Source organism: Variovorax sp. P4_B10 (assembly GCF_056402375.1).
The window spans coordinates 18,432-43,684 of sequence record NZ_JBFUHN010000041.1 but is presented as its reverse complement, the minus strand read 5'-3'; the positions used below and the strand labels follow the sequence as shown (position 1 = coordinate 43,684).

The 25,253-nt window shown below is 66.2% G+C and carries 26 protein-coding genes, 1 tRNA gene and 2 pseudogenes; 9 read left to right on the top strand and 20 right to left on the bottom strand.

From position 1 onward, the window contains the following. The first annotated feature begins 63 nt into the window (after window positions 1-63). Window positions 64-768: a YoaK family protein gene (locus AC1DXX_RS19565; protein ID WP_478135862.1), complete on the top strand. Its 705-nt coding sequence runs from the start codon at window positions 64-66 to the stop codon at window positions 766-768. Window positions 769-781: 13 nt separating this feature from the next. On the opposite strand, the gene AC1DXX_RS19560 is transcribed toward AC1DXX_RS19565, so the two are convergent. From AC1DXX_RS19560 to AC1DXX_RS19505, 12 genes are all read right to left on the bottom strand, one after another. Beyond that, window positions 782-1,396 (bottom strand): antibiotic biosynthesis monooxygenase, encoded by a 615-nt coding sequence (locus AC1DXX_RS19560; protein WP_478135861.1) that lies wholly within the window; start codon window positions 1,394-1,396, stop codon window positions 782-784. 12 nt (window positions 1,397-1,408) lie between these two features. Continuing rightward, on the bottom strand, window positions 1,409-1,723 hold the full coding sequence (locus AC1DXX_RS19555; protein ID WP_478135860.1) for a GNAT family N-acetyltransferase: 315 nt from the start codon (window positions 1,721-1,723) through the stop codon (window positions 1,409-1,411). A 30-nt stretch (window positions 1,724-1,753) separates the two neighbouring features. Continuing rightward, window positions 1,754-2,353 (bottom strand): AraC family transcriptional regulator, encoded by a 600-nt coding sequence (locus AC1DXX_RS19550; RefSeq protein WP_478135859.1) that lies wholly within the window; start codon window positions 2,351-2,353, stop codon window positions 1,754-1,756. A gap of 19 nt (window positions 2,354-2,372) precedes the next feature. Next, on the bottom strand, window positions 2,373-3,194 hold the full coding sequence (locus tag AC1DXX_RS19545; protein ID WP_478135858.1) for an alpha/beta fold hydrolase: 822 nt from the start codon (window positions 3,192-3,194) through the stop codon (window positions 2,373-2,375). Between the two features lie 51 nt (window positions 3,195-3,245). Continuing rightward, complete coding sequence (locus AC1DXX_RS19540) at window positions 3,246-3,782, bottom strand: Dps family protein (RefSeq protein ID WP_478135857.1); 537 nt, start codon at window positions 3,780-3,782, stop codon at window positions 3,246-3,248. Window positions 3,783-3,821: 39 nt separating this feature from the next. Continuing rightward, window positions 3,822-5,420 carry an MFS transporter gene (locus AC1DXX_RS19535; protein ID WP_478135856.1) on the bottom strand — a complete coding sequence of 533 codons (1,599 nt, stop codon included), beginning with the start codon at window positions 5,418-5,420 and terminating at the stop codon, window positions 3,822-3,824. Continuing rightward, on the bottom strand, window positions 5,413-5,811 hold the full coding sequence (locus tag AC1DXX_RS19530) for a DoxX family protein (protein ID WP_478135855.1): 399 nt from the start codon (window positions 5,809-5,811) through the stop codon (window positions 5,413-5,415). Before AC1DXX_RS19530 ends, AC1DXX_RS19535 begins: the two co-directional genes overlap by 8 nt. Window positions 5,812-5,813: 2 nt before the next feature. Continuing rightward, a complete protein-coding gene (locus tag AC1DXX_RS19525) occupies window positions 5,814-7,703 on the bottom strand; it encodes an amidohydrolase (RefSeq protein ID WP_478135877.1) in 1,890 nt (629 codons plus the stop codon). A 104-nt stretch (window positions 7,704-7,807) separates the two neighbouring features. After that, on the bottom strand, window positions 7,808-8,083 hold the full coding sequence (locus AC1DXX_RS19520) for a DUF1427 family protein (RefSeq protein WP_478135876.1): 276 nt from the start codon (window positions 8,081-8,083) through the stop codon (window positions 7,808-7,810). Window positions 8,084-8,100: 17 nt separating this feature from the next. Beyond that, the gene (locus AC1DXX_RS19515) at window positions 8,101-8,754 is read right to left on the bottom strand and encodes a hydrolase (RefSeq protein ID WP_478135854.1); all 654 of its coding nucleotides are present in this window, start codon (window positions 8,752-8,754) and stop codon (window positions 8,101-8,103) included. Between the two features lie 144 nt (window positions 8,755-8,898). Next, window positions 8,899-9,618 (bottom strand): pirin family protein, encoded by a 720-nt coding sequence (locus AC1DXX_RS19510; protein WP_478135853.1) that lies wholly within the window; start codon window positions 9,616-9,618, stop codon window positions 8,899-8,901. A gap of 237 nt (window positions 9,619-9,855) precedes the next feature. Continuing rightward, entirely contained in the window at window positions 9,856-10,776 is a 921-nt protein-coding gene (locus tag AC1DXX_RS19505; RefSeq protein WP_478135852.1) for a helix-turn-helix domain-containing protein, read from the bottom strand. 446 nt (window positions 10,777-11,222) lie between these two features. On the opposite strand from AC1DXX_RS19505, the pseudogene AC1DXX_RS19500 reads away from it, so the two are divergent. From AC1DXX_RS19500 to AC1DXX_RS19490, 3 genes and pseudogenes are all read left to right on the top strand, one after another. Beyond that, a pseudogene (locus AC1DXX_RS19500) lies at window positions 11,223-11,387 on the top strand (IS481 family transposase); the annotation flags it as partial. A 138-nt stretch (window positions 11,388-11,525) separates the two neighbouring features. Beyond that, the gene (locus AC1DXX_RS19495; RefSeq protein WP_478135851.1) at window positions 11,526-12,302 is read left to right on the top strand and encodes an AraC family transcriptional regulator; all 777 of its coding nucleotides are present in this window, start codon (window positions 11,526-11,528) and stop codon (window positions 12,300-12,302) included. 141 nt (window positions 12,303-12,443) lie between these two features. Next, a complete protein-coding gene (locus AC1DXX_RS19490) occupies window positions 12,444-13,523 on the top strand; it encodes an alpha/beta hydrolase (protein ID WP_478135850.1) in 1,080 nt (359 codons plus the stop codon). Window positions 13,524-13,790: 267 nt separating this feature from the next. On the opposite strand, the gene AC1DXX_RS19485 is transcribed toward AC1DXX_RS19490, so the two are convergent. Continuing rightward, window positions 13,791-14,438, bottom strand: a complete 648-nt coding sequence (locus AC1DXX_RS19485; RefSeq protein WP_478135849.1) for a pyridoxamine 5'-phosphate oxidase family protein — start codon at window positions 14,436-14,438, stop codon at window positions 13,791-13,793. 100 nt (window positions 14,439-14,538) lie between these two features. On the opposite strand from AC1DXX_RS19485, the gene pdxR reads away from it, so the two are divergent. Then, a complete protein-coding gene (gene pdxR, locus AC1DXX_RS19480) occupies window positions 14,539-15,999 on the top strand; it encodes a MocR-like pyridoxine biosynthesis transcription factor PdxR (protein ID WP_478135848.1) in 1,461 nt (486 codons plus the stop codon). On the opposite strand, the pseudogene AC1DXX_RS19475 reads toward pdxR, so the two are convergent. From AC1DXX_RS19475 to AC1DXX_RS19445, 7 genes and pseudogenes are all read right to left on the bottom strand, one after another. Beyond that, a pseudogene (locus tag AC1DXX_RS19475) lies at window positions 15,996-16,157 on the bottom strand (IS481 family transposase); the annotation flags it as partial. The gene pdxR and the pseudogene AC1DXX_RS19475 overlap by 4 nt on opposite strands. Before the next feature lie 117 nt (window positions 16,158-16,274). Further along, window positions 16,275-16,362: transfer RNA gene (locus tag AC1DXX_RS19470), tRNA-Ser, on the bottom strand. Window positions 16,363-16,394: 32 nt separating this feature from the next. Beyond that, complete coding sequence (hemW, locus tag AC1DXX_RS19465; protein ID WP_478135847.1) at window positions 16,395-17,660, bottom strand: radical SAM family heme chaperone HemW; 1,266 nt, start codon at window positions 17,658-17,660, stop codon at window positions 16,395-16,397. A gap of 3 nt (window positions 17,661-17,663) precedes the next feature. Beyond that, complete coding sequence (locus tag AC1DXX_RS19460; RefSeq protein ID WP_478135846.1) at window positions 17,664-18,263, bottom strand: non-canonical purine NTP pyrophosphatase; 600 nt, start codon at window positions 18,261-18,263, stop codon at window positions 17,664-17,666. Between the two features lie 49 nt (window positions 18,264-18,312). Continuing rightward, a complete protein-coding gene (rph, locus tag AC1DXX_RS19455; RefSeq protein WP_478135845.1) occupies window positions 18,313-19,044 on the bottom strand; it encodes a ribonuclease PH in 732 nt (243 codons plus the stop codon). Window positions 19,045-19,081: 37 nt separating this feature from the next. Continuing rightward, the gene (locus AC1DXX_RS19450) at window positions 19,082-19,987 is read right to left on the bottom strand and encodes a PP2C family protein-serine/threonine phosphatase (RefSeq protein ID WP_478135844.1); all 906 of its coding nucleotides are present in this window, start codon (window positions 19,985-19,987) and stop codon (window positions 19,082-19,084) included. A 4-nt stretch (window positions 19,988-19,991) separates the two neighbouring features. Then, window positions 19,992-20,999: a serine/threonine protein kinase gene (locus AC1DXX_RS19445; RefSeq protein ID WP_478135843.1), complete on the bottom strand. Its 1,008-nt coding sequence runs from the start codon at window positions 20,997-20,999 to the stop codon at window positions 19,992-19,994. A gap of 91 nt (window positions 21,000-21,090) precedes the next feature. Here AC1DXX_RS19445 and AC1DXX_RS19440 point away from each other — a divergent pair, with 91 nt between their 5' ends. The 4 genes from AC1DXX_RS19440 to AC1DXX_RS19425 all read left to right on the top strand — a co-directional run bounded on the left by AC1DXX_RS19440 (window position 21,091) and on the right by AC1DXX_RS19425 (window position 25,230). Then, window positions 21,091-22,014 carry a YicC/YloC family endoribonuclease gene (locus AC1DXX_RS19440; RefSeq protein WP_478135842.1) on the top strand — a complete coding sequence of 308 codons (924 nt, stop codon included), beginning with the start codon at window positions 21,091-21,093 and terminating at the stop codon, window positions 22,012-22,014. Window positions 22,015-22,025: 11 nt separating this feature from the next. Beyond that, window positions 22,026-22,646: a guanylate kinase gene (gene gmk / locus AC1DXX_RS19435; protein WP_478135841.1), complete on the top strand. Its 621-nt coding sequence runs from the start codon at window positions 22,026-22,028 to the stop codon at window positions 22,644-22,646. Between the two features lie 31 nt (window positions 22,647-22,677). Beyond that, a complete protein-coding gene (gene rpoZ / locus AC1DXX_RS19430) occupies window positions 22,678-22,881 on the top strand; it encodes a DNA-directed RNA polymerase subunit omega (RefSeq protein WP_021009011.1) in 204 nt (67 codons plus the stop codon). Between the two features lie 93 nt (window positions 22,882-22,974). Then, a complete protein-coding gene (locus tag AC1DXX_RS19425; protein WP_478135840.1) occupies window positions 22,975-25,230 on the top strand; it encodes a RelA/SpoT family protein in 2,256 nt (751 codons plus the stop codon). The last annotated feature ends 23 nt before the right edge of the window (window positions 25,231-25,253 follow it).

Below are 25,253 nucleotides of genomic sequence, written 5' to 3'. Positions count from 1 at the left end.
GCGGAATGGCACACCATGGGCGTGGCATTCCTACCCTCTTCTTCCTCGCGCGAAGGTCACCCCATGAAACCCTCTCTTCCCTTGCTCATGAGCCTCAACGGTGGCTTCGTGGACACCGCCGGCTTCCTGGCGCTGCAGGGCTTGTTCACGGCCCACGTCACGGGCAACTTCGTGACCATCGGCGCGGCGCTGGTGCACGGCACCTCGGGCGCGCTGACCAAGCTGGTCGCGTTGCCGGTGTTCTGCGCCGTGGTGATCCTCGCGCGATGGCTCGGCCACGGGCTGCCCGCCTTCGGCCTGCCGGTGCTGCGCACGATGCTGGTGCTCAAGACGTTGCTCCTGGTGGCCGGCGCTGCCTTCGCCATCCGGTTCGGGCCCTTCAAGGACAGCGACAGCGGCCTCGCGATGCTCACGGGCATGGCGTTGGTGTCGGCCATGGCGATCCAGAATGCCGTGCACCGGCTGCATCTGGCCAGCGCACCGCCGACAACGCTCATGACCGGCACGACCACGCAGGTGATGATCGACATCGCCGATCTGCTGCGCGGCCTTTCGCCGGAAGATGCCGCCGTTGCACGTGCCCGGTTGCGGCGCATGGCGAGCAGTGTCGCCGTGTTTGCCGCGGGCTGCGCAGCCGCCGCGCTCATCTACAACCAGGTGAACGTCTGGTGCTTCGTGGTGCCACCGGTACTGGCCGCCTGTGCCGTGCTGCTTCAGCGCAGCACGCGCGAGGGTGAGGCCGCCGAACCGGCCAATCCTCGCCGCTGAAGGCGTGGACCGGTCATTTGTAGAGCCATCGGGCCATCAGCCGCGTGTACCTGGGCATGACGAGGTACACCATCGAGCCGACAATCGCCGCCGAGGCGATCAGGTGCTCGACCCAATAATTGGACAGCAGCGGCACGGGCCCCAGCAATCTGTGCAGCACCGCCGGAACCAGCATGGTCAACGGATAGATCACCGACAGCGTCAGCAGGAACTGCTTGTAGCGCTTGGCGGGCGGCTGCCCCGCCGGCGCTCGAAACCAGAACTCGAGGCCGCTGCGCGTTTCCACGGTCTCGTCCGCGTCGAGAAACGGAGCGCCCTCTTCGACCAGTTGCCGGCGCGCGCCGGAGTCGAACCAGTCCTGCGCATGCGCGAGCGAGTCGAAACGGATCGTGATGGTGTACTGCCGCCCACCTGCAGCCGGATGAATGACATTCACGCCGCGGTGCCCGGGAAACCGGGCGGCGATCGGCATCACCTTCTTCAGCCATTGCTCGTAGGCGGCCGCGGCGCCCGGCTTGACGGTCTGCTGGATGACGGCGGTCACGGTGTCGGACCGGGGCAGCTCGCGCCCGGCAATCTCGTCCAGCGTGGCGGTGCGCAGTTCCGGGCGCCGGTCGTCGGTGGCCATGTGCTGGCTGCCTCAGAGACCGAGCAGGGCCCGGCCTTCTTCGGCCAGCAGGTCGTGCGTCTCGGGGTGCGAGCGCATGTAGGCCGCAAATACCGGGCACTGCGGAACGACGCGCAGGCCACGTTCGCGCGCGGAGGCCAGGCCTGCGAGCACCAGTTGCCTGGCGACGCCCTGGCCTTGCAGTGCCTCGGGCACCAGGGTGTGAACGAAAGTGATGACGTCGCCCGCCAGGGTGTAGATCGCGACCGCGCGTTCGCCTTGCGACGCGAACTCGAAACGGTGCTTCGACGGGTTGTCTTGAACGGAGGGGGAAGGAGGCGTGGTCATGAAGATGGTTTCAAGTGGGCAGAGGAGGCCTCAATGCAAGCGGCGCGGACGCCGCGCAGCCTGGGCTGTGGCCGCACCCGCCATGGTATGGCGCCCGAAGCGATGGACCAGGTGGGCACAGATCGCGATCGCCAGATGCTCGCTCACCGCCGAGCTCGCGCGTTGCGGCCCCTCGAGCAGCGCCAGCACCGCCGCGCCCAGGCTTCCCATGACCGGATCGACCAACCCCGGGGTGCAGGCAATGCCGCTCACACGCGCCAGGCCCGCCGCATCGGTCACGGCATCCACCAGCGCGCGCGGCACATAGAAATGCAGGGCGTCCAGCGGACTGCCCAGGTAACTCGCCACCTCGTCGCGCAAGTCGACGATGCTTATCGCTCCGGGCACATAGCCGCGCACCACCGAAGGCCGGCCCCGCACCCAGAGCTCGTGGTGACCCACACCGACCAGGTGCAGCGTCACGACGAAGGCATCCTCGGGCGGAATCTCCTGCTTCATGCCCAGTTGGTCGGGCAGGCAGGTGATGCGCGTGGCAACGAACGGCGCCTTCAGCGCCGGCAGCATGACGAGGGCGGGCACGGAAGACAGCTCGAAGTACCGTCCCAGGAGATCGCCGTAGGCGCCTTGCATGCCCGTGTCCGGCGAACGATCAGGCCTGGATGAACGCCAGCAGGTCGGCGTTCACCTGGTCCTTGTGGGTGGTGCAGGTGGCGTGCGGCGCGCCGGCGTAGACCTTGAGCTGGCTGCCCTTGATCATCTCGGCCGCAAGCTTGGCCGTAGCCTCGATGGGCACGACCTGGTCGTCGTCGCCGTGGATCACGAGCGTGGGCACGTCGATCCTGGCCATGTCGGGACGGAAGTCGGTTTCCGAGAACGCGGTCACGCAGTCGATGGTGGCCTTGATCGAGGCCTGCAGCGCAATCTGCAGCGTCTGCTTGAAGATGCCTTGCGACACCTTGGCGCCGGGGCGGTTGGTGCCGTAGAAGAGCGTGCTGAAGTCGTCGAGGAACTGCGGACGATCGGCGGCCAGCCCGGCGCGGATGCCTGCGAACACCGAGGCGTCGGGGCCCACGGGGTGGTCGGCCGTCTTCATGAACAGCGGCGTCACGGCGCTGATGAGCGCGAGCCTGGCCACGCGCGCGCTGCCCTTGCGGGCGATGTAGCGCGTCACGTCGCCGCCGCCCATCGAGAAGCCCACGAGGGTCACGTCCTTCAGGTCCAGCTTCTCGATCAGCTCGGCGATGTCGTCGGCGAAGGTGTCGTAGTCATAGCCCGTCCACGGCTGGCTCGAGCGGCCGAAGCCGCGGCGGTCGAACGCGATCGCGCGGTAGCCGCGTTCCGCGAAGAACAGCATCTGGGCGTCCCACATGTCGGCGCTGAGCGGCCAGCCGTGGCTGAAGAGAATGGGCTGGCCCGAGCCCCAGTCCTTGTAGTAGAGCTCGGTGCCGTCGCGCAGTGTGAGTGTGGTCATGGTTTTTTCAGTGAAGTGGAATGAAGGAAAGGCCGCAGAAAACGGGCGTGCTCAGCTCTGGCGCACCGATTCGAAGAGGAACCACGTGCGCTGCTCGGCCTCGTCGATCCAGTTCTCCAGCACGCTGGCCGTGGCCACGTCGCCGTACTCGTCGCACACCCCGTGTGTGGTGCGCATGAAGCCGGCCAGGCGCTGGTTGTCCTCCCGGAGCTCGGCCAGCATGCCGATGGGGGTCACGAAGTCGGCGTCGTTGTCCGACAGGCGCTGCAAGCGCGCGGCATGGCCAGTCGAGCGCAGCGTGGTGCCGCCGACCTTGCGCACGCGCTCGGCAATGGGGTCGACCGTGGCGAAGATCTGGTCGGCCTGTTCATCGAGCAGCAGGTGGTAGTCGCGGAACGACGGGCCCGACATGTGCCAGTGGAAGTTCTTCGTCTTGAAGTACAGCGCGAACACATCGGCCAGCAGCACGTTGAGCGCCGCGGAGATGTCGCGCGTGGCATCGGCACCGAGGTCGCTCGGGGTGTGCAGCGGCGCCTGGCGCCGGGCCTTGGTGTTCTTGGCAGCTTTGGCTGTTTTCGGGTTGGCCATGTTTTTCCTTGAAGTTTGGCTGGCAGGCACTGGAGAAAGTCAGATGGAAAGAAAGTGATGCACCACGGGCTTTTCGGGCCCGATGTGGAAGCGCACGGCTTCGTTCTGCAGGTCGGCGTCGGCATGCGACACGCGGTGGTGCTGGCGCAGGTGCTCGGCCCACGACTCGACGAGGAACCACTCCATCACGCGCTCGGGGTCGCCCGTGTGTTCGGTCACGCCCCAGGCGTAGGCGCCGTCGCGGCGGCGCTCCAGCGACAGGCGCTTCATCGCGTCGAGAAACGCCGGGCGGTCTTCCTTGCGGATGCGGTACTCGACCTGCACCATCACCGGGCCGCGGTCGTGCGCGATGGGCTCGGCCACCAGCGGCTCGGGCCAGTGGTTCGAGGCCTGCAGGTCCGACTCGCCGGTGGGCAAGCGTGCGCGGTGGAACAGCAAGGCCACGATCACCAGGCCGACGGCACCCGCCGCCAGCGTGTACGGCACGCCGATCTCCTGCGCGACCAGGCCCCAGCCCAGGCTGCCGGCCGCCATCGCGCCGTTGAACACGGTGAGGTACACCGCCAGCCCGCGGCCGCGCACCCAGTTCGGCAGGATGGCCTGCGCCACGCCGTTGAGCGTGGTGAGCGCAATGATCCAGCCCAGGCCCAGCAGCAACAGCAGCAGCACGGCCAGCCACTTGGGCGGCGCGAACACCAGCGCGGCCATCACCGCGGCGGTGATCACCGAGGCCAGCAGCACGAGCCCGTCTGCGTCCAGGCGTGCGCGCAGCCGCGGCATGACCAGCGCACCGACGATGGCCCCCGCACCCACGGCGCCGAGCAGGATGCCATAGAAGCCGGCCGTGCCGCCGAGCATCTGGCGCGCCACCAGCGGCAGCAACGCCCATACCGAGCTGGCGAACAAGAAGAACACGGCCGCGCGCAGCAGCACGCGGTGCAGCTCCTTGCTGGCACGCGTATAGCGCAGGCCGGCACGGAAGGCACCCAGGAAGTTCTCCGACAGGCCGCTGTCCACCGCGATCGGGCGCTTCCACCAGATCAGCGCGGCAATGACGAACGCATAGCTGAGCACGTCGGCGCCGTAGGTCACGGCCGCGCCGAAGCTCGCGAGGATCAGCCCGCCCGCGGCCGGCCCGATGGAACGCGCGATGTTGATGCCCAGCGAGTTCAGCGCCACCGCGCTCTTCAGGTCGGACCGTGGCACCAGCTCGGGCACGATCGATTGCCAGGTCGGCCCCATCAGTGCCGCCCCGATGCCGCCCACGAAAGTCAGCGCGATCAGGTATTGCACGGTCAGCGCGCCGGTGTGCGAGAGCACCAGCAGCGTGCCGCTCACGGCCGCCAGCACCAGCTGCACGAAGATCAGGAAGCGCCGCCGGTCGAGGATGTCGGAGAGCACCCCCGCCGGAATCGCCAGCAAGAAGACCGGCAGCGTGGCCGCCGTCTGGATCAGCGCCACCGCCGTCGGGCTCGCCGACAGGTCGGTCACCAGCCACGAGCTGGCCACGTCGCGCATGAAGCTGCCGATGTTGCCGAGCACGGTGGCGGCCCACAGCACAGCGAACACCGGCTGGCGCAGCGGCGCGAAGCTGCTGGCCGGCTTCACGGCCTTGGCGGCACCGGCGAGCTCAGCCATTCGCGCGCTCCTTCAGGTCATGCCAGGCCACCAGCAGGAAGCCGCCGACCAGGCCCAGGTGCTCGAAGAAGGAATTGGCGGCCATGAAGCGCTCGGGCTGCGGCATCTCCCAGAAGCGCAGCGCGACGAAGGTCGCGAGCAGCGTGAAGCCGCCCAGCGCCAGCGCGCCGAGCCAGCGGTAGAAGCCCGTGAGGATGAGCGCCGCAGCGCCCAGTTCCAGCACGATGACCGCCACGGCCAGCGGTGCCGCGGGCGCCAGGCCGAAGTGGTTCATCTCGGCGATGGCGGCATTGAAATCCACCGCCTTGTTGAAGCCGCCCTGCAGGTAGGCCGCGCACAACAGCAGCAAGGCGATCCAGCGCAGCGCCAGGGTGGGTTGCCAGCGTTTCATCGTCAGACCGCCCAGCAGGCGCAGCCGAGTGCGCCCCAGAAGCTCTTGAGGTCCGCGATCGGCAGCTTGCTGCTCCAGGCCGTCGCGTGCTGGTGGCCGTGCACGCTGCAGTTGTTGGCGCAGGCGCAGGACATGGCCGCGTGGCGCATTGCCTTTTGCAGCGGTGCGCCCTCGGCGTCGCCCCAGCCGGCATAGCCGCCGAAGCTGCGCACCGGCGACCAGTCGGGCATGGCCGGCGGCGGCGCGCCCTCGTCGTGCGCCTGGAACGGCCCCACGGCATACACCACCTTGCCGCCGACCATGGTCAGCAGCGCCGTGGTGTCGGCGATCTCCGATTCCGGGCAGGCGAAGAAGTCGCGGTCGGGCACCACCAGGTCGGCGAGCTGGCCTGCCTCGATGCGGCCCTTCTTGCCCTCTTCGTTCGAGAACCAGGTCACGTTCTCGGTCCACATGCGCAGCGCCGCCTCGCGGTCGAGGCAGTTGCGTTGCGGGTAGAGCTGCATGCCGCCCACCGTCTTGCCGGTGACCAGCCACGACAGCGACACCCACGGGTTGTACGAGGCGACGCGCGTGGCATCGGTGCCCGCGGACACCTTCACGCCCTTCTCGAGCATGCGCTTGACCGGCGGCGTGGCCTCGGCCGCGCCGGCGCCGTAGCGCTCGACGAAGTATTCGCCCTGGTAGGCCATGCGGTGCTGCACCGCGATGCCGCCGCCCAGCGCCGCGATGCGGTCGATCGACTTCTCCGAGATGGTTTCGCAATGATCGAAGAACCAGTTCAGGCCCGCCAGCGGCGTATCGCGGTTCACCTTCTCGAACACGTCGAGTGCGCGGTCGATGGTCTCGTCGTAGGTCGCATGCAGGCGCCACGGCCACTTGTTCTGCACCAGCACGCGCACCACTTCCTCGAGCTCGCCTTCCATCTCGGGCGCCATGTCGGGCCGCGGTTCGCGGAAGTCCTCGAAGTCGGCGGCCGAGAACACCAGCATCTCGCCCGCGCCGTTGTGGCGGAAGTAGTCGTCGCCCTGCTTGTACTTCGACGTGGCGGTCCAGTTCAGGAAATCCTGCTTCTCCTGTTTTGGCTTCTGCGTGAAGAGGTTGTAGGCGAGGCGGATGGTGAGCTGGCCGGCGTCGGCCAGCTGCTGGATCACCTGGTAGTCCTCCGGGAAGTTCTGGAAGCCGCCGCCCGCGTCGATCGCACCGGTCACGCCGAGACGGTTGAGCTCGCGCATGAAGTGGCGCGTCGAGTTGAGCTGGTATTCGAAAGGCAGCTTGGGGCCCTTGGCCAGCGTGGCGTAGAGGATCGACGCATTCGGCTTGGCCAGCAGCAGGCCGGTCGGGTTGCCGGCGCCGTCGCGCACGATCTCGCCGCCGGGAGGCGCCGGCGTGTCCTTGGTGTAGCCAACAGCCCGCAGCGCCGCGCCGTTGAGCAGCGCACGGTCGTACAGGTGCAGCAGGAACACCGGCGTGTCGGGCGCCACCGCGTTGAGCTCGGCGATGGTCGGCAGGCGCTTCTCCGCGAACTGGTGCTCGGTGAAGCCGCCCACCACGCGCACCCATTGCGGCGCGGGCGTGATGGCAACCTGCCGCTTGAGCATGCCCATGGCATCGGCCAGGCTGCGCACGCCGTCCCAGCGCAGTTCGAGGTTGAAGTTGAGGCCGCCGCGAATGATGTGCAGGTGGTTGTCGATCAGACCCGGCAGCACACGCCTGCCCTGCAGGTCGATCACGCGGGTGTTGCTTCCTGCCAGCGGCAGGATGTCTTGCGCGCGGCCGACGTGCGTGAAGCGGCCGTCCTTGATGGCGACGGCATCGGCCGTCGGGTTGGCACGGTCCAGCGTGGTGAAGCGGCCGTTGTGCACGATCAGGTCGGGGGCGGTGGTGCCTGCCATGTCGGGTTTCCTTTGAGCGTTGGGTTGGGCCATTGCCGTGCCGGCCAGGGCGGCGCCGAGCGTGCCGAGGCACAGCCGGCGGCGTTGTTCGTCGAATGAATCGCTCATGTGTCTTGGCCCGGCGTGGCCACCGGGCCGGCCTTGGCGCATTGCGGCAACTCGCCGAACACGTGCGGCTTCACCTGATGCTGCAGCCACGAGACGGCCACGGCGTCGGGCTTGATCCAGCTTTTGATGAGCGGCGGGATCTGCTCGCCGAGCAGTATCCCCAGAAGCCCAACCAGGGCGATGACCGGCGGCGCCGGCGAGCGCACCTGGAACAGTGCGTAGATCACGCCGACCAGCAGGCCGAGCGCCAGCGACAGGACATAGGGCTTCATCTTTTTCACCGCGGCATTCAGCCTTCGTGGGCACCGAACATCGTCTTGGCGTAGGTCACGCCCAGGCCGTAGGCACCACCGAACTTCTTCGCGATGCCTGTGGTGAGCTCGTAGGTGTCGGTGCGGGCCCAGTCGCGCTGCAGCTCGAGCAGGTATTGCAGAGAGGTCATCGGCTGCGCGCCGGCCTGCACCATGCGGTCCATCGCGCGGTTGTGCGCCTCGGCCGACACGTCGCCGCAGGCATCGGCAATCACGAACACCTCGAAGCCTTGATCGATGGCCGACAGCGCCGGCCCGACGATGCACACACCAGTCCACAGGCCGGACAGCACGATCCGCTTCTTGCCGATCTCGTTCACGCGGTCGATCACGGCCGCGTCTTCCCAGGTGTTCATCGAGGTGCGGTCGAGCATCTTCTGGCCCGGGAAGGCGTCGGTGATCTCGCTGAACATCGGGCCCGAAAAACTCTTCTCGGCCACGGTTGTCAGGATGGTCGACACGCCAAAGCCAGCGGCGGCGTTGGCCACGAGGGCAGCGTTGTTGCGCAGGTTCACCGCATCGATCGAGTGCGTGGCGAAGGCCATCTGCGACTGGAAATCGATCATGACCAGCGTGTGGTCGGTGGGCGTGAGCAGCTTGGCGCCGGCGGTGGGGGTGGCTTTGATGGACATGCGGTTCTCCGTGTGTTGGCGATGGAAAAAGAAGGGGTCTTGCCGTGCCATGCATCGTCGTTTCGGCGTGGATGCATGTCTTGTCAATTTGTGAGGCCGTTTGGACATTTGCCGTCCGCGCCGGCCGAAGGCGCACAGGCGTTGTCAGAAGGAAGGCAACTCGTTCGGCCGCAGGTCGAACACCAGCACCTCGGCACCTTCGCCGCGCGCCAGGTCGATCCGGTCTTCGTGGCGCACGCGCGCGCCATCGCCCTCTCCCAAGCGCTGTCCATTGACCTCGACGCTGCCGCGCGCCACATGCACATACGCGTGGCGATGGGCCCCAAGCGCCAGCGATGCGGCTTCGTCGCCGTCGAACAGGCCGGCGTAGACGCGGGCATCCTGGTGCACGGCGAGCGAGCCGTCGGTGCCCTCGGGCGAAATGATCAGTCGCAGGCGGCCACGCTTTTCCTCGGGTGCGAAGTGCACCTGCTGGTAGCGGGGCGCGACGCCCTTGGCGTTCGGCGTGATCCAGATCTGCAGGAAGTGCAACGGGTCGGTGGCCGACGAATTGAACTCGCTGTGGCGCACGCCGGTGCCCGCGCTCATCATCTGCACGTCGCCGGGACGGATGACGGAGCCCGTGCCCATCGAGTCCTTGTGCTCGAGCGCGCCGTCGAGCACGTACGAGAAGATCTCCATGTCGCGGTGCGGGTGGGTGCCGAAACCGCGGCCGGGATGCACGCGGTCGTCGTTGATCACCAGCAAGTCCGAGAAGCCTTCTTGCGCCGCATCGTGGTAGTGGCCAAAGGAAAAGGTGTGGCGGGACTTCAGCCAGCCGAAGTCCGCGAGTCCGCGCTCGTTGGCATTGCGAATTTCCAACATGATTCAAGCCTTTCTGATTCGATGAATTCGATTGAATTCACAACAGGTCTCGAAGGAGATCTCCGAGGCAGGACTGAATCTTCTTTCTTTGGAGGCGGCCTGTTGGCGAAACTTTTTGCCATCGATGATCGAATTTTTCGATCATCTCTTTTTTTGGATCGAATCACCGCAACTCGAACGCAGCCACGAAGCGTTCGCCAATGGCCAGCGCGGCGGGCCCGCGGTGCCGGAGCTGAGTCAGTCAGCCCAATGGCGACGCCAGCGTGCCGGCGAGGTGCCGGTGCGGGCCGAGAACACCCGGGTCAGGTGGCTCTGGTCGGCGAAACCGCAAGCCACGGCCACCTGCGCGATCGACAGCGTAGGGTCGCGCAGCAGGCGTTGCGCCGCATCGATGCGCTGGCCCACGAGCCAGGCATGCGGCGTCTGCCCGGTCGTCTGCTTGAACGCCTTGCTGAAGTGGCTGCGCGACAGCCCGCACTCGCGCGCCGCATCGGCCAGCGAGACATCGCCTGCGAGGTGCTGCGTCAGGAATGCCTTCGCGCGACGTTCCTGCCACGGCGCCAGCTTCTGCGTCCGCGCGGGCGCAGTGCTGCCAGCCGCGTCGCCGTAGACATGGACCACATGCGCCTTCAGGGCCAGCACCAGGTGATCGACGAACAGCCGGCTCGCGTCCTGCGCATGCATCAGCACGGGCAGCAGGGCCCGGCCCAGATTGGCGATCACCGGGTCGAGCGTGCCGGCGTCGCAACGCAACCGGCCGACGCGAGGTATCTCCATTTCTTCAGCGAACGCATCGAGCGTGGCGCGCGGCAGGTGGAAGAACATCGAGTGGAACGGGCTGCTGACGTAGGCCGAGGTGCGCTGCGACAAATCGGCGATGTGGAAAGCGCCTTCCTGCTGCAGGCCCAGTTGGCGGGAATCGCCGCCTTGGACGATGCGCCGGCTGCCGCCCGAATTGATTTCCACGCTGAGCAGGAATGCGTCTTCGGTCGGGAGAGGCGCCAGCACGAACAGGTGGGGCAACTCATAGCGCATGCGCGCGACGCCTAGCTCGGAGCCCCAGCGCGACTTGCTCACGAGCGATTGAACCGTGTCGATGCCGTATTGCGATGCCAGACGTTGGCCGAGTTGGCAGTCGGGGCGGAGGGAGTTCGACATGTGAGGGTGGCACGCGGCGCCGACAGGCGGGTCGGCAGAGGCCGCATGGTAACTGCACCTGTACATGGCGAGCTGGAGAACCTGAGCGCTCGGGGCTTGCAACTGATCGCCCAGGGCGCGCAGGCCTTCTTCGACTGGATTCTCAGCATGTTGCCCGCTGGCGCGCAGGCGAAGCTCGCCGAGTGGGGCCAGCGGACCAAGCAAGCGGCAGGGGACGCGTGGGACTTCGCAAAACAGGCGTGGAAGGACGCGGTGCCCGAGGCGCGCAGGTACGGCCCGGCGCCTGTCGCGCACGCACTGGGCCTCAACGGCGCCAGCGGGCGGCACCGGCGCTGCGGGTGCGAGCGCCACTGCCGCGCCGGTCGGAGCGGGAGGGCGCGGCGAGCGTCCCACGCGCGATGCAGTGATCCGGCACCTGATCGGCCTCGGGATGACTGTCCCGGAGGCTGCGGCCATGGCCGCCATATGCCAGCTCGGATCAACGCCGAGCTGCATTGCCGGTCTGGAATCACTTCTATAACTGGCACCGGCCCCATCACGGCATCGGCTGCCAGCCTCCTATGTCTCGGCTCTCGAATTCACGCAACAACCTCTTGATTCTTCACACCTAGGCCTTGACTGCTTTTGCCGTTTGGCAGGCCATTGCGATCCTCTGACGAGGCCATGGGTGCATGCATGCGAGGGTAAGGGCCGCACAGGCAAGCGGTTCCGCGTCCAATGGACTACGATATTTCGTTTGCGCGCAAGCCGTGAGCAAGAGCACCAACCGCCACGACTACGAGCAAGCGGCCTCCCTACTGGGCGTGATGCCCAAGGACTATCCCGACGGGTTCGTCGTCGGCTGGCACACCCATGGCCGAGGACAACTCATCCACGCGGTGTCCGGCTTGATGAAGGTGCGGACGGAACAAGGCTTCTGGCTTGTGCCGCCTCAACATGCGCTGTGGATGCCCCCGGGGCTGATGCACGACATGCAGGCTTGCGGGCCGGTCGCATTGCGCACGCTCTACGTGCACCCGGAGGTGCTGTCCCATTTGCCCACGACGCCCAAAGCCCTGGGGGTTTCGCCGCTCCTGCGTGAGCTGTTGGTGCGGGCCGCCACCATTGCGATTGACTACGCCACAGGCAGCCACGAGGCGCAGTTGCTCCAGGTCCTCCTGGGTGAAGTGCAGCGGGCTTGCGAGGCCATCGACTTCCACCTGAAGCCCGCAAAGGACAAGCGGTTGGCCCGTGTCTGCGACGGGCTCGCAGCTCGGCCTGGCGACACGCGGGAGTTGGCGCAATGGGCTGAACTGGCGGGGTGTTCCAGTCGCACGTTGGCGCGCTTGTTCAAGCAGGAATTCAGTCTGTCCTTCAACACCTGGCGCCAGCAGGTGCGGCTGATGGCAGCGCTTCCCCGCCTGGCGCACGGAGAGCCGGTCACTGCCGTCGCGCTCGACCTAGGCTACGAGACCCCAGGCGCATTCACCGAGGTGTTTCGCCGCTGGCTCGGTGCCACGCCGTCCAGCTACTTCGGCGCGGTATAGCGAGCAACCCATCGCCGGCATTCGGCTTGTCCGTTTCGCCGCAGCGCTTGTCCATCGCGCCGCAGCGGCCGACTCGGCCGTCCTCTAACCTTCCTTGGCATTCGCGCGTCAGACGCGAGTTCATTGCCCAGGAGACACACCTTGACCTTTTCCATCCATCCCTCGACCGCCGACACGCCGTTCACGAGCCGCAGGCGGGCCGGCCTTTGCCTGATTGCCGTCATGTTCACCGCACTTCACGTTTCCGCCGAGCAGGCTATGCCTTCAACCACCTCCGGTCGCTCATCCGCGGTCGAGTCCACGCCTCAGGCGGCTTTCACGCGCCAGGACGTGGCGTTCGATGCCGATGGTGTCGTGCTGCGAGGCTGGCTCTACCTGCCTTCCGGCAGCAGCCCGACGCGCCGCGTTCCGGCCGTGGTGATGGCCGGCGGGTATGGGACCACCAAGGAAATGTTCACCGAACGTTTCGCCGAAGCCTTCGCCACGGCGGGACTGGCCGTGCTGCTATACGACCATCGCGGCTTCGGAGCCAGCGATGGCGAGCAGCGGCAGGAGATCGATCCCTGGCGCCAGGTGGAAGACCTGCGGCACGCGGTCACCCATGCCAGTGACCTTCCTGCCGTGGACCCGTCACGCATCGGCGTCTGGGGCAGCAGCTACAGCGGCGGCCATGCACTGGTCGTGGCCGCCACGGACCGGCGCGTACGCTGCGTCGCCGTGCAGGTGCCGACCACCCATGGCAGCCAGACGGCACAGCGCCGCGTCTCGGGCGAAGCCGAGACGGCGCTTCTGCGGCGCTTTGCCGAAGAGCGCCTGCGTTTGGCTCGCGGCGAAGCGCCGACCCGGCTGCGCCTGATGGGGCAAGCCGGCTCCGATGCGATCTACCGCAGCCAGGACGCCGTCGACTGGTACACCGCCGCCTATGCGCGCGCGCCCGGCGCCGTGCCGGAAGTCACCCTTCGGTCCGTAGAAGCCGCCCGTGGCTACAACCCGGCGGACTTCATCGATCGCATCAGCCCGACCCCGTTGCTGATGCAGGTGGCAGAACACGACAGTGTCACGCCCACCGACCTGGCGCTAGCCGCCTACGCCCGCGCGCTGGAGCCCAAGGCCTTGCGCATCGTGCCAGGGGCGGGGCATTTCGACGTGTATGAGCGCGACTTCGATGGAGCCTCTCGGGCTGCGATCGACTGGTTCCAGCGCTATCTTGTTGAAGGTTGACCTCGGTTGACCATGCGCAGCATAACGAACCCATGATCCTGCGGTTCCACCATCTCTACAAGGCCTACAGCCTCGCTGTCGTGATGGAGGTCAGCGGATGAGTGCTTCTGCAAGCCCCAGATCGGGCTTGCGGGGCGGTCGCAGCGGCCGCCTCGCACAGCAAATCTTTGCCGTGCCTACTTGATCGACTCGTCAGGTTGCAGCCGCACTACCTTGTCAGTCAGCCGTGACCGCAAATCGCGTTTTGCAGACCATCCCTAGACGGCGCTAACTTGCGCCCCATTCTTGTACGTAGTCCGGTGGCGCCACAGTGCAGAGCGGGTCCACTACGGGCGGCAGAGCTCGCAACATCAGGGGCAACACCCCCGCCCAGGCCGGATGCGACAAGTCTGCCTCGTCGTCCACCGGCGGTCCACTGCGCACTTTGCAGGCCGCCTCATCCAGAGCAATCCGCATGACGGTGGTGGCCGCGAACTCCTTGTTGCTGCCGGCTCGAATTTCAGCCTGGCGCCCTGTCGCGATGTGCTCCATGAAGATGGCAAGGGCACCGTCCTTGTCTTCTACCCGCTCAAAACAGCCGTACACCATGGCCGAGCGGTAGTTCATGGAATGGTTGAACGCCGAGCGGGCCAGCACCAGGCCATCCAGGTGGGTGATGGCGACACAGGCCTGAACGCCCTTTTGCAGCAGCTTGATCAAGCGCCCGCCGTTGGAGCCATGGATGTAGAGGTGTTCACGCTGTCGCCAGCACGCGGTGGGAATGCAGTGGGTGCCCTTGTCATCTGAAAACGCCACGTGGCACATGTAGGCGGCATCGATGATGGCGTGCAGGGTGGTCCGGTCGTAGTGCGCGAGTTCCGCAATGCGGCGCACGCGGGTACGGTCGGAAAGGGGCTTGGCGATGACGTCGTTCACGGGAACTTTGCTTCCACTGAAAGTAAATCGGAAGCGGAATTTATTCAGAACATGGTTCCTTCATAAGATCCAGCGATGGATTATTTTTTGGAGCCACGGAATGGACTTCCAGCTTTTGCTTTCGACAGCCCGGCAAGAACCACACCACGCGGCCTGGTCGCAACAGCGCCAATTGCACGAATGCCTGCGCCAAGCCATCCGCAATGGAACTCTGAGCGCCGGAACCCGCTTGCCGGCCAGTCGCACGCTGGCCGTCGAGTTGAAGATCGCACGCAACACGGTGCTGTACGCGTACGACCAACTGACCACGGAAGGTTTCATCCTTGCCAACCGGCACGGCAGCGTGGTGGCCCCGCTCGCCGGGTTGCAGACACCCATGAAGCCCCTTCGCACCAGTTCCTCTCGGCGCACCGGTCTGTCGCGACGTGCGGAAAATTCCCCGGCCTTGCCGGACTCGGAGATGTCGGCGGCGTTTGCACCTGGTGTCCCCTCGCTCGGCGATTTCCCCGTGACTCTATGGAGGCGTCTGCTGGACAGGGCATGGCGCTCCTTGAAGCCCGCGCAGCTCAACTATGCCGATCCTGCTGGGGAGCCATCGCTGCGCGCAGCCATCGCCGAGCACCTGCGGGTTGCGCGCGGGGCCATCGTCGAGAGCGGTCAGGTATTCATCACGGATGGCACTCAGAGCAGTCTTGACCTGTGTGCCCGTGCTTTCGCCGACGCAGGCGACAAGGTCTGGATAGAGAACCCGGGCTATCAGGGGGCGATGACGGCATTTCGCGCAGCAGAACTCAGGCCGATCGGCATCGTGGTGGACGCCGGGGGCATCGCCCCCACGCCTGCCGATTGGCGGCGCCACAGGCCCAAGCTGATCTATGTCACGCCATCACACCAGTATCCGATCGGAAGTGTGCTGAGTCTGGAGCGGCGCCTTGCCCTCATCAAGGAAGCTCGGCGCGCCGCAGCACTGATCATCGAAGATGACTACGACAGCGAATTCCGCCATGAAGGGCCACCGTTGTCGTGCATGCAAGGGTTGGCTGCAGATGCACCCGTGATTTACCTGGGCACATTCAGCAAGACCCTTTTTCCGGGTCTGCGCATCGGCTTCATGGTCGTACCGGCGGCATTGGCGCCATCGCTGGCGGATCTGCTGCAGCGAGCCGTTCCCCGTGGCCGCACGGCCGACCAGCTGGCGCTGGCGGAATTTATCCATGGCGGTCAATTCAGCCTTCATTTGCGACGGATGCGCCGCCTCTACCGCCAGCGTCGTGACGCGCTGGTCGCAGAGCTGGAATTGCAGTTAGGTGATTTGGCGACGGTGTACGGCAGCTCCGCCGGCATGCATCTGGCCTTGCGCTTGCACGACGAAAAACAGGACGACGTGGGCATGAGTGCTCGGTTATTGAAGATCGGCATCCTGGCGCCGGCACTGAGTCTGCATGCGGTGGGCTCGCGTGCGCAGCCCTGGCGCGGGTTCCTGTTGGGCTACGCCCAAGTGCCCGTTGATGCCATGCCCCTGCTGGTAACCAGGCTGGCAAATGTCATTCGCAGTGACTAGGTGTGAAGAGTCAAGAAGTTCTTTCGTGACTTCGCGATTCGGGACATAGGCGGCTGGCAGGCGATACCGTGATGTGGCCGGTGCCAGTTGTAGAAGTGATTCCAAACGGGCAAGGCCGCACAACGATCGTCGGAGTTGGCGTAGGCACGGCCATAGGCTGTGGATTTCCACGCTCATTTGATCAACAGTGGAACCTTCCGGAACTGAATTTCCAGTGTTTCTCCAATGAAAGCGGGGGATTTTGAGACTTAGCGGGCCGTTGCGGAACGCTCAAGTGGCGGAGAGTGTGAGATTCGAACTCACGGACGGTTGCCCGTCGGCAGTTTTCAAGACTGCTGGTTTAAACCACTCACCCAACTCTCCGGAACCGTCGATTTTATGCCGACGGCGGCGCTTCAATTCTCATCGGGCAGGAACAGCGTCTGCAGGTCGCTCAAAAAGTCCAGCCCACGCTCGGTCGGCCACACCCGAAACAGGTCGCGCGCCACGAGCCCCTTGCGCTCGGCTTCTTCGAGACCGCGCTGGATGGACGTCATCGCGAGCCCGGTGCGTTCGCTGAACTGCGGCAGCGTGAACCCCGCCTTCAACCGCAGTGCATTGAGCATGAACTCGAAGGGCAGATCGGCCAGCGCCACTTCGTCGCTCTGCGACACGGCCGCACCGGCGCGCGCGTTGTCCATGTACAGGCGCGGCTCGCGAAAGCGCACCTGCCGCACGATGCGGTGCGCAAAGCTCAGCTTGCTGTGCGCACCCGCGCCAATGCCGAGGTAGTCGCCGAACTGCCAGTAGTTGAGGTTGTGCGCGCAGGCGTGGCCGTCGCGCGCATAAGCCGACACCTCGTAGCGCGACATGCCGCTGGCAGCCGTTCGCTCGGTGATGCGGTCGAGCATCGCGTAGGCGATGTCGTCCTCGGGCAGTGTCGGCGGGAACTTCGCGAACCAGGTGTTGGGCTCGATGGTGAGGTGATAGACCGAGATGTGCGGCGGCGCGAGCGCCAGTGCCTGCGACAGGTCGGCCTCGAGGTGCTCGAGCGTCTGGCCCGGCAGCGCATACATCAGGTCGAGGTTGAAGGTGTCGAAGGCGCTCGCGGCCTCCTCCACCGCGGCAATGGCCTGAGCGCGGTCGTGCACGCGGCCCAGTGCCGTCAGGTGCTCGTCGTTGAAGCTCTGCACGCCCACCGACAGGCGCGTGACGCCGGCCGAGCGGTAGGCGCGGAAGCGGTTGCGCTCGAAGGTGCCGGGGTTAGCTTCGAGGGATATTTCGCAATCGGGCGCGAGCTTGAGGCGCGCGCGCACATCGCCCAGCAGGCGGTCGATGGCCTGGGGCGAAAACAGGCTGGGCGTGCCCCCGCCGATGAAGATCGTGTGAACGGTGCGGCCCCAGACCAGCGGCAGCGCGGCGTCCAGATCGGCCACGAGCGCATCGAGGTAGGCGGTCTCGGGAATGCCTTCTGCATCGGCCGCACTCGTGGCGCGCCATTCGTGCGAGTTGAAGTCGCAGTACGGGCACTTGCGCAGGCACCACGGCAGGTGGATGTAGAGCGAGAGCGGAGGCAGCGCCGCCAGCTGCAGCGGGCCGGGCCGCATCCAGTGCAGCACATCGTTGGCGTGGGGCGCGCCGACGGGCTGCGCCGGCTGGATCGGGACGACAGTGGTGGCCATGCGTTACAGCCAGCGCTCGCGCATCAACGCCAGCATGGCCCGCGCGGCACGTCCGCGGTGGCTGTTGGCGTTCTTGACCTCGGGCGGCAGCTGGGCAAAGGTCTTGCCGAAGTCGGGCAGGTACATCACGGGGTCGAAACCGAAGCCGTTGTCGCCGACCGGCGCAGGCGCAATCTCGCCGACCACGCGGCCGACGGCAATGAGCGGCTCGGGGTCGTCGTGGCTGCGCAGCGCGACCAGCGTGCTGACCAGCGCGGCGCGCCGGTTGACCACGCCGTCGAGCTGCTCGAGCAGCGCCTTGACGTTGTTGGCATCGCCCTTGGGGTAGCCGAACTGCGTGGCATAGAACGCGGTGTCGACGCCCGGCAGGCCGCCGAAGGCATCGACGCACAGGCCCGCGTCGTCGGCCATCGCGGGCAGGCCGGTGGCGGCGCTGGCGTGGCGCGCCTTGGCGAGCGCGTTCTCGACGAAAGTGCGGAAAGGTTCTTCAGCCTCCCCCACCCCCAGCGCCGACTGCGGCACCAGGGTGACGGCCAGCTCCGCGAACAGTTGCTGGAGTTCGGCGAGCTTGCCGGCGTTGTTGGAGGCCAGGACCAGTTTCATGAATGAGTCAGATGGGCTGTGACGCCCACTCGACGGGCGTCGGTAGCTATTAGTTCGATAGCATCGCCTGCTCTTGCAGGGTCACGAGTTCGCCGATGCCCTTTTCGGCAAGGCCGAGCAGCAGGTTCATCTCTTCGCGCGTGAACGCCACGCCTTCGGCCGTGCCCTGCACTTCGACGAAGTGGCCGGCGCCGGTCATGACGACGTTCATGTCGGTGTCGCAGGCGGAGTCTTCGGTGTACTCGAGGTCGAGCAGCGGCGTGCCGCCGACGATGCCCACCGAGATGGCGGCCACATGGCCCTTGATCGGCGACGCGGCCAGGGTGCCGGCGGCCAGCAGCTTGTTGACCGCGTCCTGCGCGGCAACGAAGGCGCCGGTGATGGCGGCGGTGCGGGTGCCGCCGTCGGCCTGCAGCACGTCGCAGTCGAGGTGGATGGTGCGTTCGCCCAGGGCGGCCAGGTCGAACACGGCGCGCATCGAGCGGCCGATGAGGCGCTGGATTTCCTGCGTGCGGCCGGTCTGCTTGCCCTTGGCGGCCTCACGGCTGCTGCGGGTGTGGGTGGCGCGCGGCAGCATGCCGTATTCGGCCGTCACCCAGCCTTCGCCGCTGCCCTTCTTGTGCGGCGGCACCTTCTCTTCGACCGAGGCGGTGCACAGCACGCGCGTCTGGCCGAACTCGATCAGCACCGAGCCCTCGGCATGGATGGTGAAGCCGCGGGTGATGCGCACCGGGCGCAGCTGGTCGGCGGCACGGCCGCCGCTTCGTGTGAAAGCAGTCATTGTTGGAAGCTCGAAAAAGAAAAAGGGAACGACGCGCTCAGGTCTTTCGAGCAGCAGAGCGGCGGATGGCTTCGTTGATCTCGGCAATGGAGCGCTCGATGGCGTCTTCGTCCATGTCGTCGATCTCGTTGTCCGACGGCATGCCGGCCTGGATGGTCGAGGCGAACACGCCGTCGTCGATGGTTTCGGTGGAAATGCCGCGGTCCTCGCCCGTGGTTTCTGACATCTCCCACTCGAGCGCGATCAGGGTCACGTTGTCGCTGTGGGCGCCGCCCTTGCGCAGCGCCATCTCGGCAAGGTCGGGAGCCGCATCGGACACCGGCTTGTCGGAGGAGAGCGTGTGGACGATCAACGCATCGTCGAGCACGCCCCACACGCCGTCGGAGCACAGCATGATGCGGTCGCCGCGTTGCAGCTGCAGCGGCGGCGAGATGTCGAACAGCGGCGTGGTCGGCGAGCCGAGGCAGGTCAGCAGCAGGTTGCGGTTGACCGGCATGTCCGAGCCATGGGGCTTCGGGCGTTCGGCGTGCGAATGGTCGCGCGTGCGGGTCAGCAGGCGGCCGTCGCGCACGACGTACAGGCGCGAATCGCCGCAGTGCATCCAGGTGGCGGTCGTGCCCTGGAGCAGGGCCGCAACGACGGTGGTGCGCGGCGTGTCGAGCATGGCCTTGTGGCTCGCGTACCGCATGATCTGCTGGTGCGCCGCCATGGCCGATTCGGCCAGGAAAGACTTGACGTCCTTCACCGTCGGGCGCGCCTCGCGCTGGTACAGCGCGGCGATGGTCTGCAGGGCCAACTGGGCCGCGACCTCGCCTTCGGGGTGGCCACCCATGCCGTCGGCCAGCACGAACAGGCCCGACTCCCGCGTGTAGCAATAGCCCATGCGGTCTTCGTTCTTGAGACGTCCGCCCTTGCGGCTGACCTGGAAGACTGAGAATTTCATGGTGTCATGCGGGGCGCGTGGTGGGGGCGACTGCGCGAGGCAGGCTCTTCTTGTCGAAGGAACGGATGTTGTCGATCGACAGCCGCACCTTCTCACCGACCGTGAGCTTGGTGTAGCGGCGCTCGCCTTCGCGGCTCAGTTCCTTCTGCAGCGCAAAGACCGACTGCGGGCGCGAGAGCGGATCGAGCGACATGCACCACTCGACCACCTCGATGAGGTTGTCGGAGTACACGCCGCGCAGGCGCGACAGCGAGAGGCTGAGCCGGTCTTTCTCGATGCGCCGCGGCGCATCGTTGGGCGGGTAGCCCTGCATGCAGGCGTAGATGCAGGCGCCGATGGCGTAGATGTCGGTCCACGGGCCCATCGACGAGTCGCGCCGGTACATCTCGGGGGCGGCGAAGCCCGGCGTGTACATGGGGCGGATGAAGATGCCTTCCTTGCTGAGCACTTCGCGCGCGGCGCCGAAGTCGATCAGCACGGCGCGGTCGTCGTCGGTGACGAAGATATTGGCGGGCTTGATGTCCAGGTGCAGCATCTTGTACTGGTGGACGATGCGCAGGCCGCGCAGGATTTCGTCGAACAGCGAGCGGATGGTCGATTCGCGGAACACCTTCTGCCGCTTCAGATCGCGCGCCGTGACCACGAAATCCTGCAGGGTCGCGCCCTCCAAGTAGTTCATGACCATGTAGACGGTCTCGTTTTCGCGGAAGAAATTGAGCACGCTGACCACCGAGGCGTGCGAGATCTGCGCGAGCGAGCGGCCCTCCTCGAAGAAGCTTTTCAGCCCCAGTCGGTAAAGGGACAGTTTTTCGGGCGGTACCTGCGGATGCAGTTCGCCGGGCCCGCGGGTGGCCAGCGAAGAAGGCAGGTATTCCTTGATGGCCACCTGCTGCCCGCTGGGGTCGATGGCGAGATAGACAACGCCAAAACCACCTGCAGAAAGCCGGCGAACAACGCGGTAACCGCCAATGACCGTATCGGGCAACAGGGGCGAAGGCTTGACCTTTGACATAATCCGGGAGTTTCGCCCGAAGGCGATGGTGCGGCAAGCGAACGCTGTACCGACGCCTCGGTGCATGCAAGCAAAACCACAGTGAGGCGCAATGCCAGTTTACAGCATGACCGGCTACGCCAGCGGCCAAAATGGGTCCGCAGGCAGCCACTCCGAAGCCGAAGCACGGCCTTCCGCCGCAGGCCGACTCGGGGTCGAAATCCGCTCGGTCAACAGCCGTTTCCTCGACCTCACCTTCAAATTGCCGGAGGAACTGCGCCAGCATGAGACCGCGCTGCGCGAGCTGCTCACGGGCAAGCTCAAACGCGGCAAGGTCGAGGTGCGTGCCGCCATCGAGAACACCGCCCAGGCGGGCGTCGTCGAGCCTTCCGTCAAGCTGCTACAGCGGCTCAACGGGGTGCAGGACAGCATCAAGGCCTGGCTCCCGAGCGCCCGCGACCTGAGTGTGGCCGACGTGCTGCGGCTCGCCGGCGGCGACAGCACCGCGCGTGGCGACTGGGGCAGCGACCTGCTCGACGTGGCCGGCAAGGCGCTCGAAGCCCTGATGTCCGCCCGGCAGCGCGAAGGCGCCCGGCTCGCCAAGATGCTCGAATCGCATCTGGCCCAGTTGCGCACCCTGGTGCAGCAGGCCGGCCCGCTGGTGCCCCAACTGGTCGAACAGCAGCGCAACCGCTTTCTGGAGCGCTGGCAGGAGGCCATGGGCCTGACCACGGGCACCGGCGGCACCCTGCCCGAAGCGGCCCAGGATCGGGCGCTGACCGAGGCCACGGCCTTCGCCATCCGCATCGACGTGGCGGAAGAGCTCACCCGGCTGAACTCGCACCTCGACGAAATCGAGCGGCTGCTCAAGAAGGGCGGCGAAATCGGCAAGCGGCTCGATTTCCTGATCCAAGAGCTGCACCGCGAAGCCAACACCCTGGGCTCCAAGTCGGCAGCCCTGGAGCTCACGCGCATCGGCGTGGACATGAAGGTCCTGATCGAGCAGATGCGCGAACAGGTCCAGAACATCGAATGACGGGCGAAAGAATGGACTACCCTGGCAATATCTTCGTGGTTGCCGCCCCCAGCGGGGCCGGCAAATCGAGCCTGGTCAAGGCGCTCATGGAGCTCGATTCGGCCGTTCAGCCCTCGGTCTCCCACACCACGCGGTCGCCGCGCGGGCAGGAAAAACACGGCCGGGAATACTTCTTCGCCTCCCCGTCCGAGTTCGACGCCCTGATTGCGGCGGACGGCTTCGTGGAATGGGCCCATGTGCACGGCCACCGGTACGGCACCTCCAAGAGGGCCATCGAGGAGCGGATCGCCCAGGGGGCCGACGTCATCCTCGAAATCGACTTCCAGGGCGCGCTCCAGATCCGCAAGACCTTCGCAAACGCCGTGATGATCTTCATCCTGCCCCCCAGCTGGGAAGAATTGCGCTCGCGGCTCGAGCGGCGCGGCGAAGACAGCGCCTCGGTGATCGAATTGCGCCTGAAAAACGCCGCCGAAGAGATGGCCCGGGCCGGGGAATTCGATTTCGTTATAATCAACGAGTTATTTGAGCGCGCGCTTTTTGATCTCAAGGCGATCGTCCACGCTCAGCGGCTTCGGTATTCCGCACAGCGCCGTGCACGTGCCGACACTTTCGCCGCATTGAACATCCCCTGATCTCCTGCTCACCGACCGAAAGATACCCATCATGGCCCGCATCACCGTCGAAGATTGTCTGCTTCAGATCCCGAACCGCTTCCAGCTCGTCCTGGCCGCCACCTACCGTGCGCGCATGCTGAGCCAGGGCCACGCGCCCAAGATCGAGAGCAAGAACAAGCCCGCCGTGACCGCCCTGCGCGAAATCGCCGAAGGCAAGATCGGGATCGAAATGCTCAAGAAGGTGCCGGGCTGATCTGACGCAGCCCTGCAACGAAAAGGCACCGCAAAACGGTGCTTTTTTTACGTCTGGACGCGCCCATAGAGCGGTCACGCTAAAGTGGTAGCCATGAGCGCGGTTGCCAAACATCAGTCCCATGCCCCCTCGGGCACGCCGAAGCCGAGTCCGGCGGCGCTGAACGCGGCTGCCGCAAGCTTTGCCGCATTGACGGCGCGCCTCGACTACCTGAGCCCCGAAGACACCGAGCTGGTACGCCGCGCCTACCGTTTTGCCGACGAGGCCCATCTGGGCCAGTTGCGCAACAGCGGCGAGCCGTACATCACCCACCCCATCGCCGTGGCGGCGCAGTGCGCCGAATGGAAGCTCGATGCCCAGGCGCTGATGGCAGCCCTGCTGCACGATGCCATCGAAGACTGCGGCGTGACCAAGCCCGAGCTGATCGAGCGCTTCGGCGCCCCGGTCGCCGAACTGGTCGACGGGCTGACCAAGCTCGACAAGCTGCAGTTCAATACCCGCGAAGAAAACCAGGCCGAATCGTTCCGCAAGATGCTGCTGGCCATGGCGCGCGATGTGCGCGTCATCCTGGTCAAGCTGGCCGACCGCACGCACAACATGCGCACGCTGGCCGATGCGCCGCGTGAAAAATGGGCCCGCATTTCTCGCGAAACGCTCGAAATCTATGCGCCCATCGCGCACCGGCTCGGCCTGAACCAGACTTATCGCGAACTGCAGGAGCTGTCGTTCCGGCACCTCAAGCCCTGGCGCTACGCCACCCTGTCCAAGGCCGTGGCCAAGGCGCGCGGACGCCGCCGCGACCTGATCCAGAAAGTGCAGCGCGAAGTCGAATCCGCCTTTGCAACCGCCAACATGACGCTGCGGATCGCAGGACGCGAAAAGACGCTCTATTCCATCTACCGCAAGATGGAGGAAAAACACCTGAGCTTCGCCCAGGTGACCGACATCTACGGCTTCCGCCTGATCGTGCCGAACGTGATCGCCTGCTACACCGGCCTTGGCATCCTTCACCAGATGTACAAGCCGCTGCCCGGCAAGTTCAAGGACCACATCGCGATCTCCAAGCTCAACGGCTACCAGTCGCTGCACACCACGCTGGTGGGGCCGGCCGGCGTGAGCGTCGAATTCCAGTTGCGTACCGAGGCCATGCACGTCGTGGCCGAATCCGGCGTGGCGGCGCACTGGCTCTACAAGGCGGCCGAGCCGAACGCGGCGAGCAACGACAGGCTGGGCACCAAGTGGCTGCAGTCGCTGCTCGACATCCAGGACGAGACGCGCGATGCCGCCGAGTTCTGGGACCACGTCAAGGTCGACCTGTTCCCCGACGCGGTCTACGTCTTCACGCCGAAGAGCCAGATCATGGCGCTGCCCCGCGGCGCCACGGTGGTCGACTTCGCCTACGCCATCCACAGCAACATCGGCGATCACACCTCGGCCGCGCGCATCAACGGCGACCAGGTGCCGCTGCGCACCGAGCTCAAGAATGGCGACGTGGTCGAGGTCATCACCGCACCGGTGTCGACCCCCAACCCCGCCTGGCTCGGCTTCGTTCGAACCGGCCGGGCACGCTCCAAGATCCGCCACTACCTGAAGACCCTGGCGCATGCCGAATCCGAAGGTCTGGGCGAGAAGCTGCTGGCACAGGCGCTGCGCGCCGAAGGCCTCGGCAAGCTGCCCGAGGAGGATGAAGAGCACCAGGCGATGTGGGAAAAGCTGCTGCGCTTCACCGGCAACCGCAACCGTTCCGAATTGCTGACCGACATCGGCCTGGGCAAGCGCATCGCGAGCATCGTCGCCAAGCGGCTCATGGCGCTGCTGGCCGAGCTGGGCGAGCGGCCCGATGCCCTGCTGCTGAGCCGCGAGCGCTTCATCTCGCACGAAACCGTGTCGCAGGGCGCGGTGACGCTCGACGGCAGCGAGAACTCGTCGGTTCGCTTTGCGCTGTGCTGCCGGCCTATTCCCGGCGACCAGATCGTCGGGTATCTCGGACACGGCGAAGGCCTGGTGGTGCACACCGAGGATTGCGGCGTCGGCCAGCGATTGCGCCACAAGGACAGCGAGCGCTTCTTCGCGGTCGAATGGGCGGACGAGCCGACGCGCGCGTTCGAGACCGGTGTCGTGATCACCGTGCGCAACGACAAGGGCGTGCTGGCGCGTGTCGCCGCCACGCTGGCCGATGCGGAAGCCGACATCACGCATGTGGAAATGGCCGACGAAACCCCGCAGGATTCGACCGACCTGCGTTTCGTGATCGCCGTGCGCGACCGCACGCACCTCGACGCCGTGCTGCGCGCAGCACGCCGGACAGCCTCGGTGCTGACGGCTGCGCGGACAGTTCCCGCGCCCTGAAGAAGAACCGGCTGCGTTCGTTG

What these genes read in the sequence shown, in the direction of transcription:
- AC1DXX_RS19565 (WP_478135862.1), top strand. Translation starts at nt 64, where the DNA reads ATGAAACCCTCTCTTCCCTTGCTCATGAGCCTCAACGGTGGCTTCGTG.
- AC1DXX_RS19510 (WP_478135853.1), bottom strand. Translation starts at nt 9,618, where the DNA reads ATGTTGGAAATTCGCAATGCCAACGAGCGCGGACTCGCGGACTTCGGC.
- AC1DXX_RS19530 (WP_478135855.1), bottom strand. Translation starts at nt 5,811, where the DNA reads ATGAAACGCTGGCAACCCACCCTGGCGCTGCGCTGGATCGCCTTGCTG.
- AC1DXX_RS19540 (WP_478135857.1), bottom strand. Translation starts at nt 3,782, where the DNA reads ATGGCCAACCCGAAAACAGCCAAAGCTGCCAAGAACACCAAGGCCCGG.
- gmk (WP_478135841.1), top strand. Translation starts at nt 22,026, where the DNA reads ATGGACTACCCTGGCAATATCTTCGTGGTTGCCGCCCCCAGCGGGGCC.
- AC1DXX_RS19515 (WP_478135854.1), bottom strand. Translation starts at nt 8,754, where the DNA reads ATGTCCATCAAAGCCACCCCCACCGCCGGCGCCAAGCTGCTCACGCCC.
- AC1DXX_RS19520 (WP_478135876.1), bottom strand. Translation starts at nt 8,083, where the DNA reads ATGAAGCCCTATGTCCTGTCGCTGGCGCTCGGCCTGCTGGTCGGCGTG.
- AC1DXX_RS19545 (WP_478135858.1), bottom strand. Translation starts at nt 3,194, where the DNA reads ATGACCACACTCACACTGCGCGACGGCACCGAGCTCTACTACAAGGAC.
- rpoZ (WP_021009011.1), top strand. Translation starts at nt 22,678, where the DNA reads ATGGCCCGCATCACCGTCGAAGATTGTCTGCTTCAGATCCCGAACCGC.
- rph (WP_478135845.1), bottom strand. Translation starts at nt 19,044, where the DNA reads ATGACTGCTTTCACACGAAGCGGCGGCCGTGCCGCCGACCAGCTGCGC.
- AC1DXX_RS19425 (WP_478135840.1), top strand. Translation starts at nt 22,975, where the DNA reads ATGAGCGCGGTTGCCAAACATCAGTCCCATGCCCCCTCGGGCACGCCG.
- AC1DXX_RS19550 (WP_478135859.1), bottom strand. Translation starts at nt 2,353, where the DNA reads ATGCAAGGCGCCTACGGCGATCTCCTGGGACGGTACTTCGAGCTGTCT.
- pdxR (WP_478135848.1), top strand. Translation starts at nt 14,539, where the DNA reads ATGGACTTCCAGCTTTTGCTTTCGACAGCCCGGCAAGAACCACACCAC.
- AC1DXX_RS19460 (WP_478135846.1), bottom strand. Translation starts at nt 18,263, where the DNA reads ATGAAACTGGTCCTGGCCTCCAACAACGCCGGCAAGCTCGCCGAACTC.
- AC1DXX_RS19555 (WP_478135860.1), bottom strand. Translation starts at nt 1,723, where the DNA reads ATGACCACGCCTCCTTCCCCCTCCGTTCAAGACAACCCGTCGAAGCAC.
- AC1DXX_RS19505 (WP_478135852.1), bottom strand. Translation starts at nt 10,776, where the DNA reads ATGTCGAACTCCCTCCGCCCCGACTGCCAACTCGGCCAACGTCTGGCA.
- AC1DXX_RS19525 (WP_478135877.1), bottom strand. Translation starts at nt 7,703, where the DNA reads ATGGCAGGCACCACCGCCCCCGACCTGATCGTGCACAACGGCCGCTTC.
- AC1DXX_RS19535 (WP_478135856.1), bottom strand. Translation starts at nt 5,420, where the DNA reads ATGGCTGAGCTCGCCGGTGCCGCCAAGGCCGTGAAGCCGGCCAGCAGC.
- hemW (WP_478135847.1), bottom strand. Translation starts at nt 17,660, where the DNA reads ATGGCCACCACTGTCGTCCCGATCCAGCCGGCGCAGCCCGTCGGCGCG.
- AC1DXX_RS19445 (WP_478135843.1), bottom strand. Translation starts at nt 20,999, where the DNA reads ATGTCAAAGGTCAAGCCTTCGCCCCTGTTGCCCGATACGGTCATTGGC.
- AC1DXX_RS19440 (WP_478135842.1), top strand. Translation starts at nt 21,091, where the DNA reads ATGCCAGTTTACAGCATGACCGGCTACGCCAGCGGCCAAAATGGGTCC.
- AC1DXX_RS19560 (WP_478135861.1), bottom strand. Translation starts at nt 1,396, where the DNA reads ATGGCCACCGACGACCGGCGCCCGGAACTGCGCACCGCCACGCTGGAC.
- AC1DXX_RS19450 (WP_478135844.1), bottom strand. Translation starts at nt 19,987, where the DNA reads ATGAAATTCTCAGTCTTCCAGGTCAGCCGCAAGGGCGGACGTCTCAAG.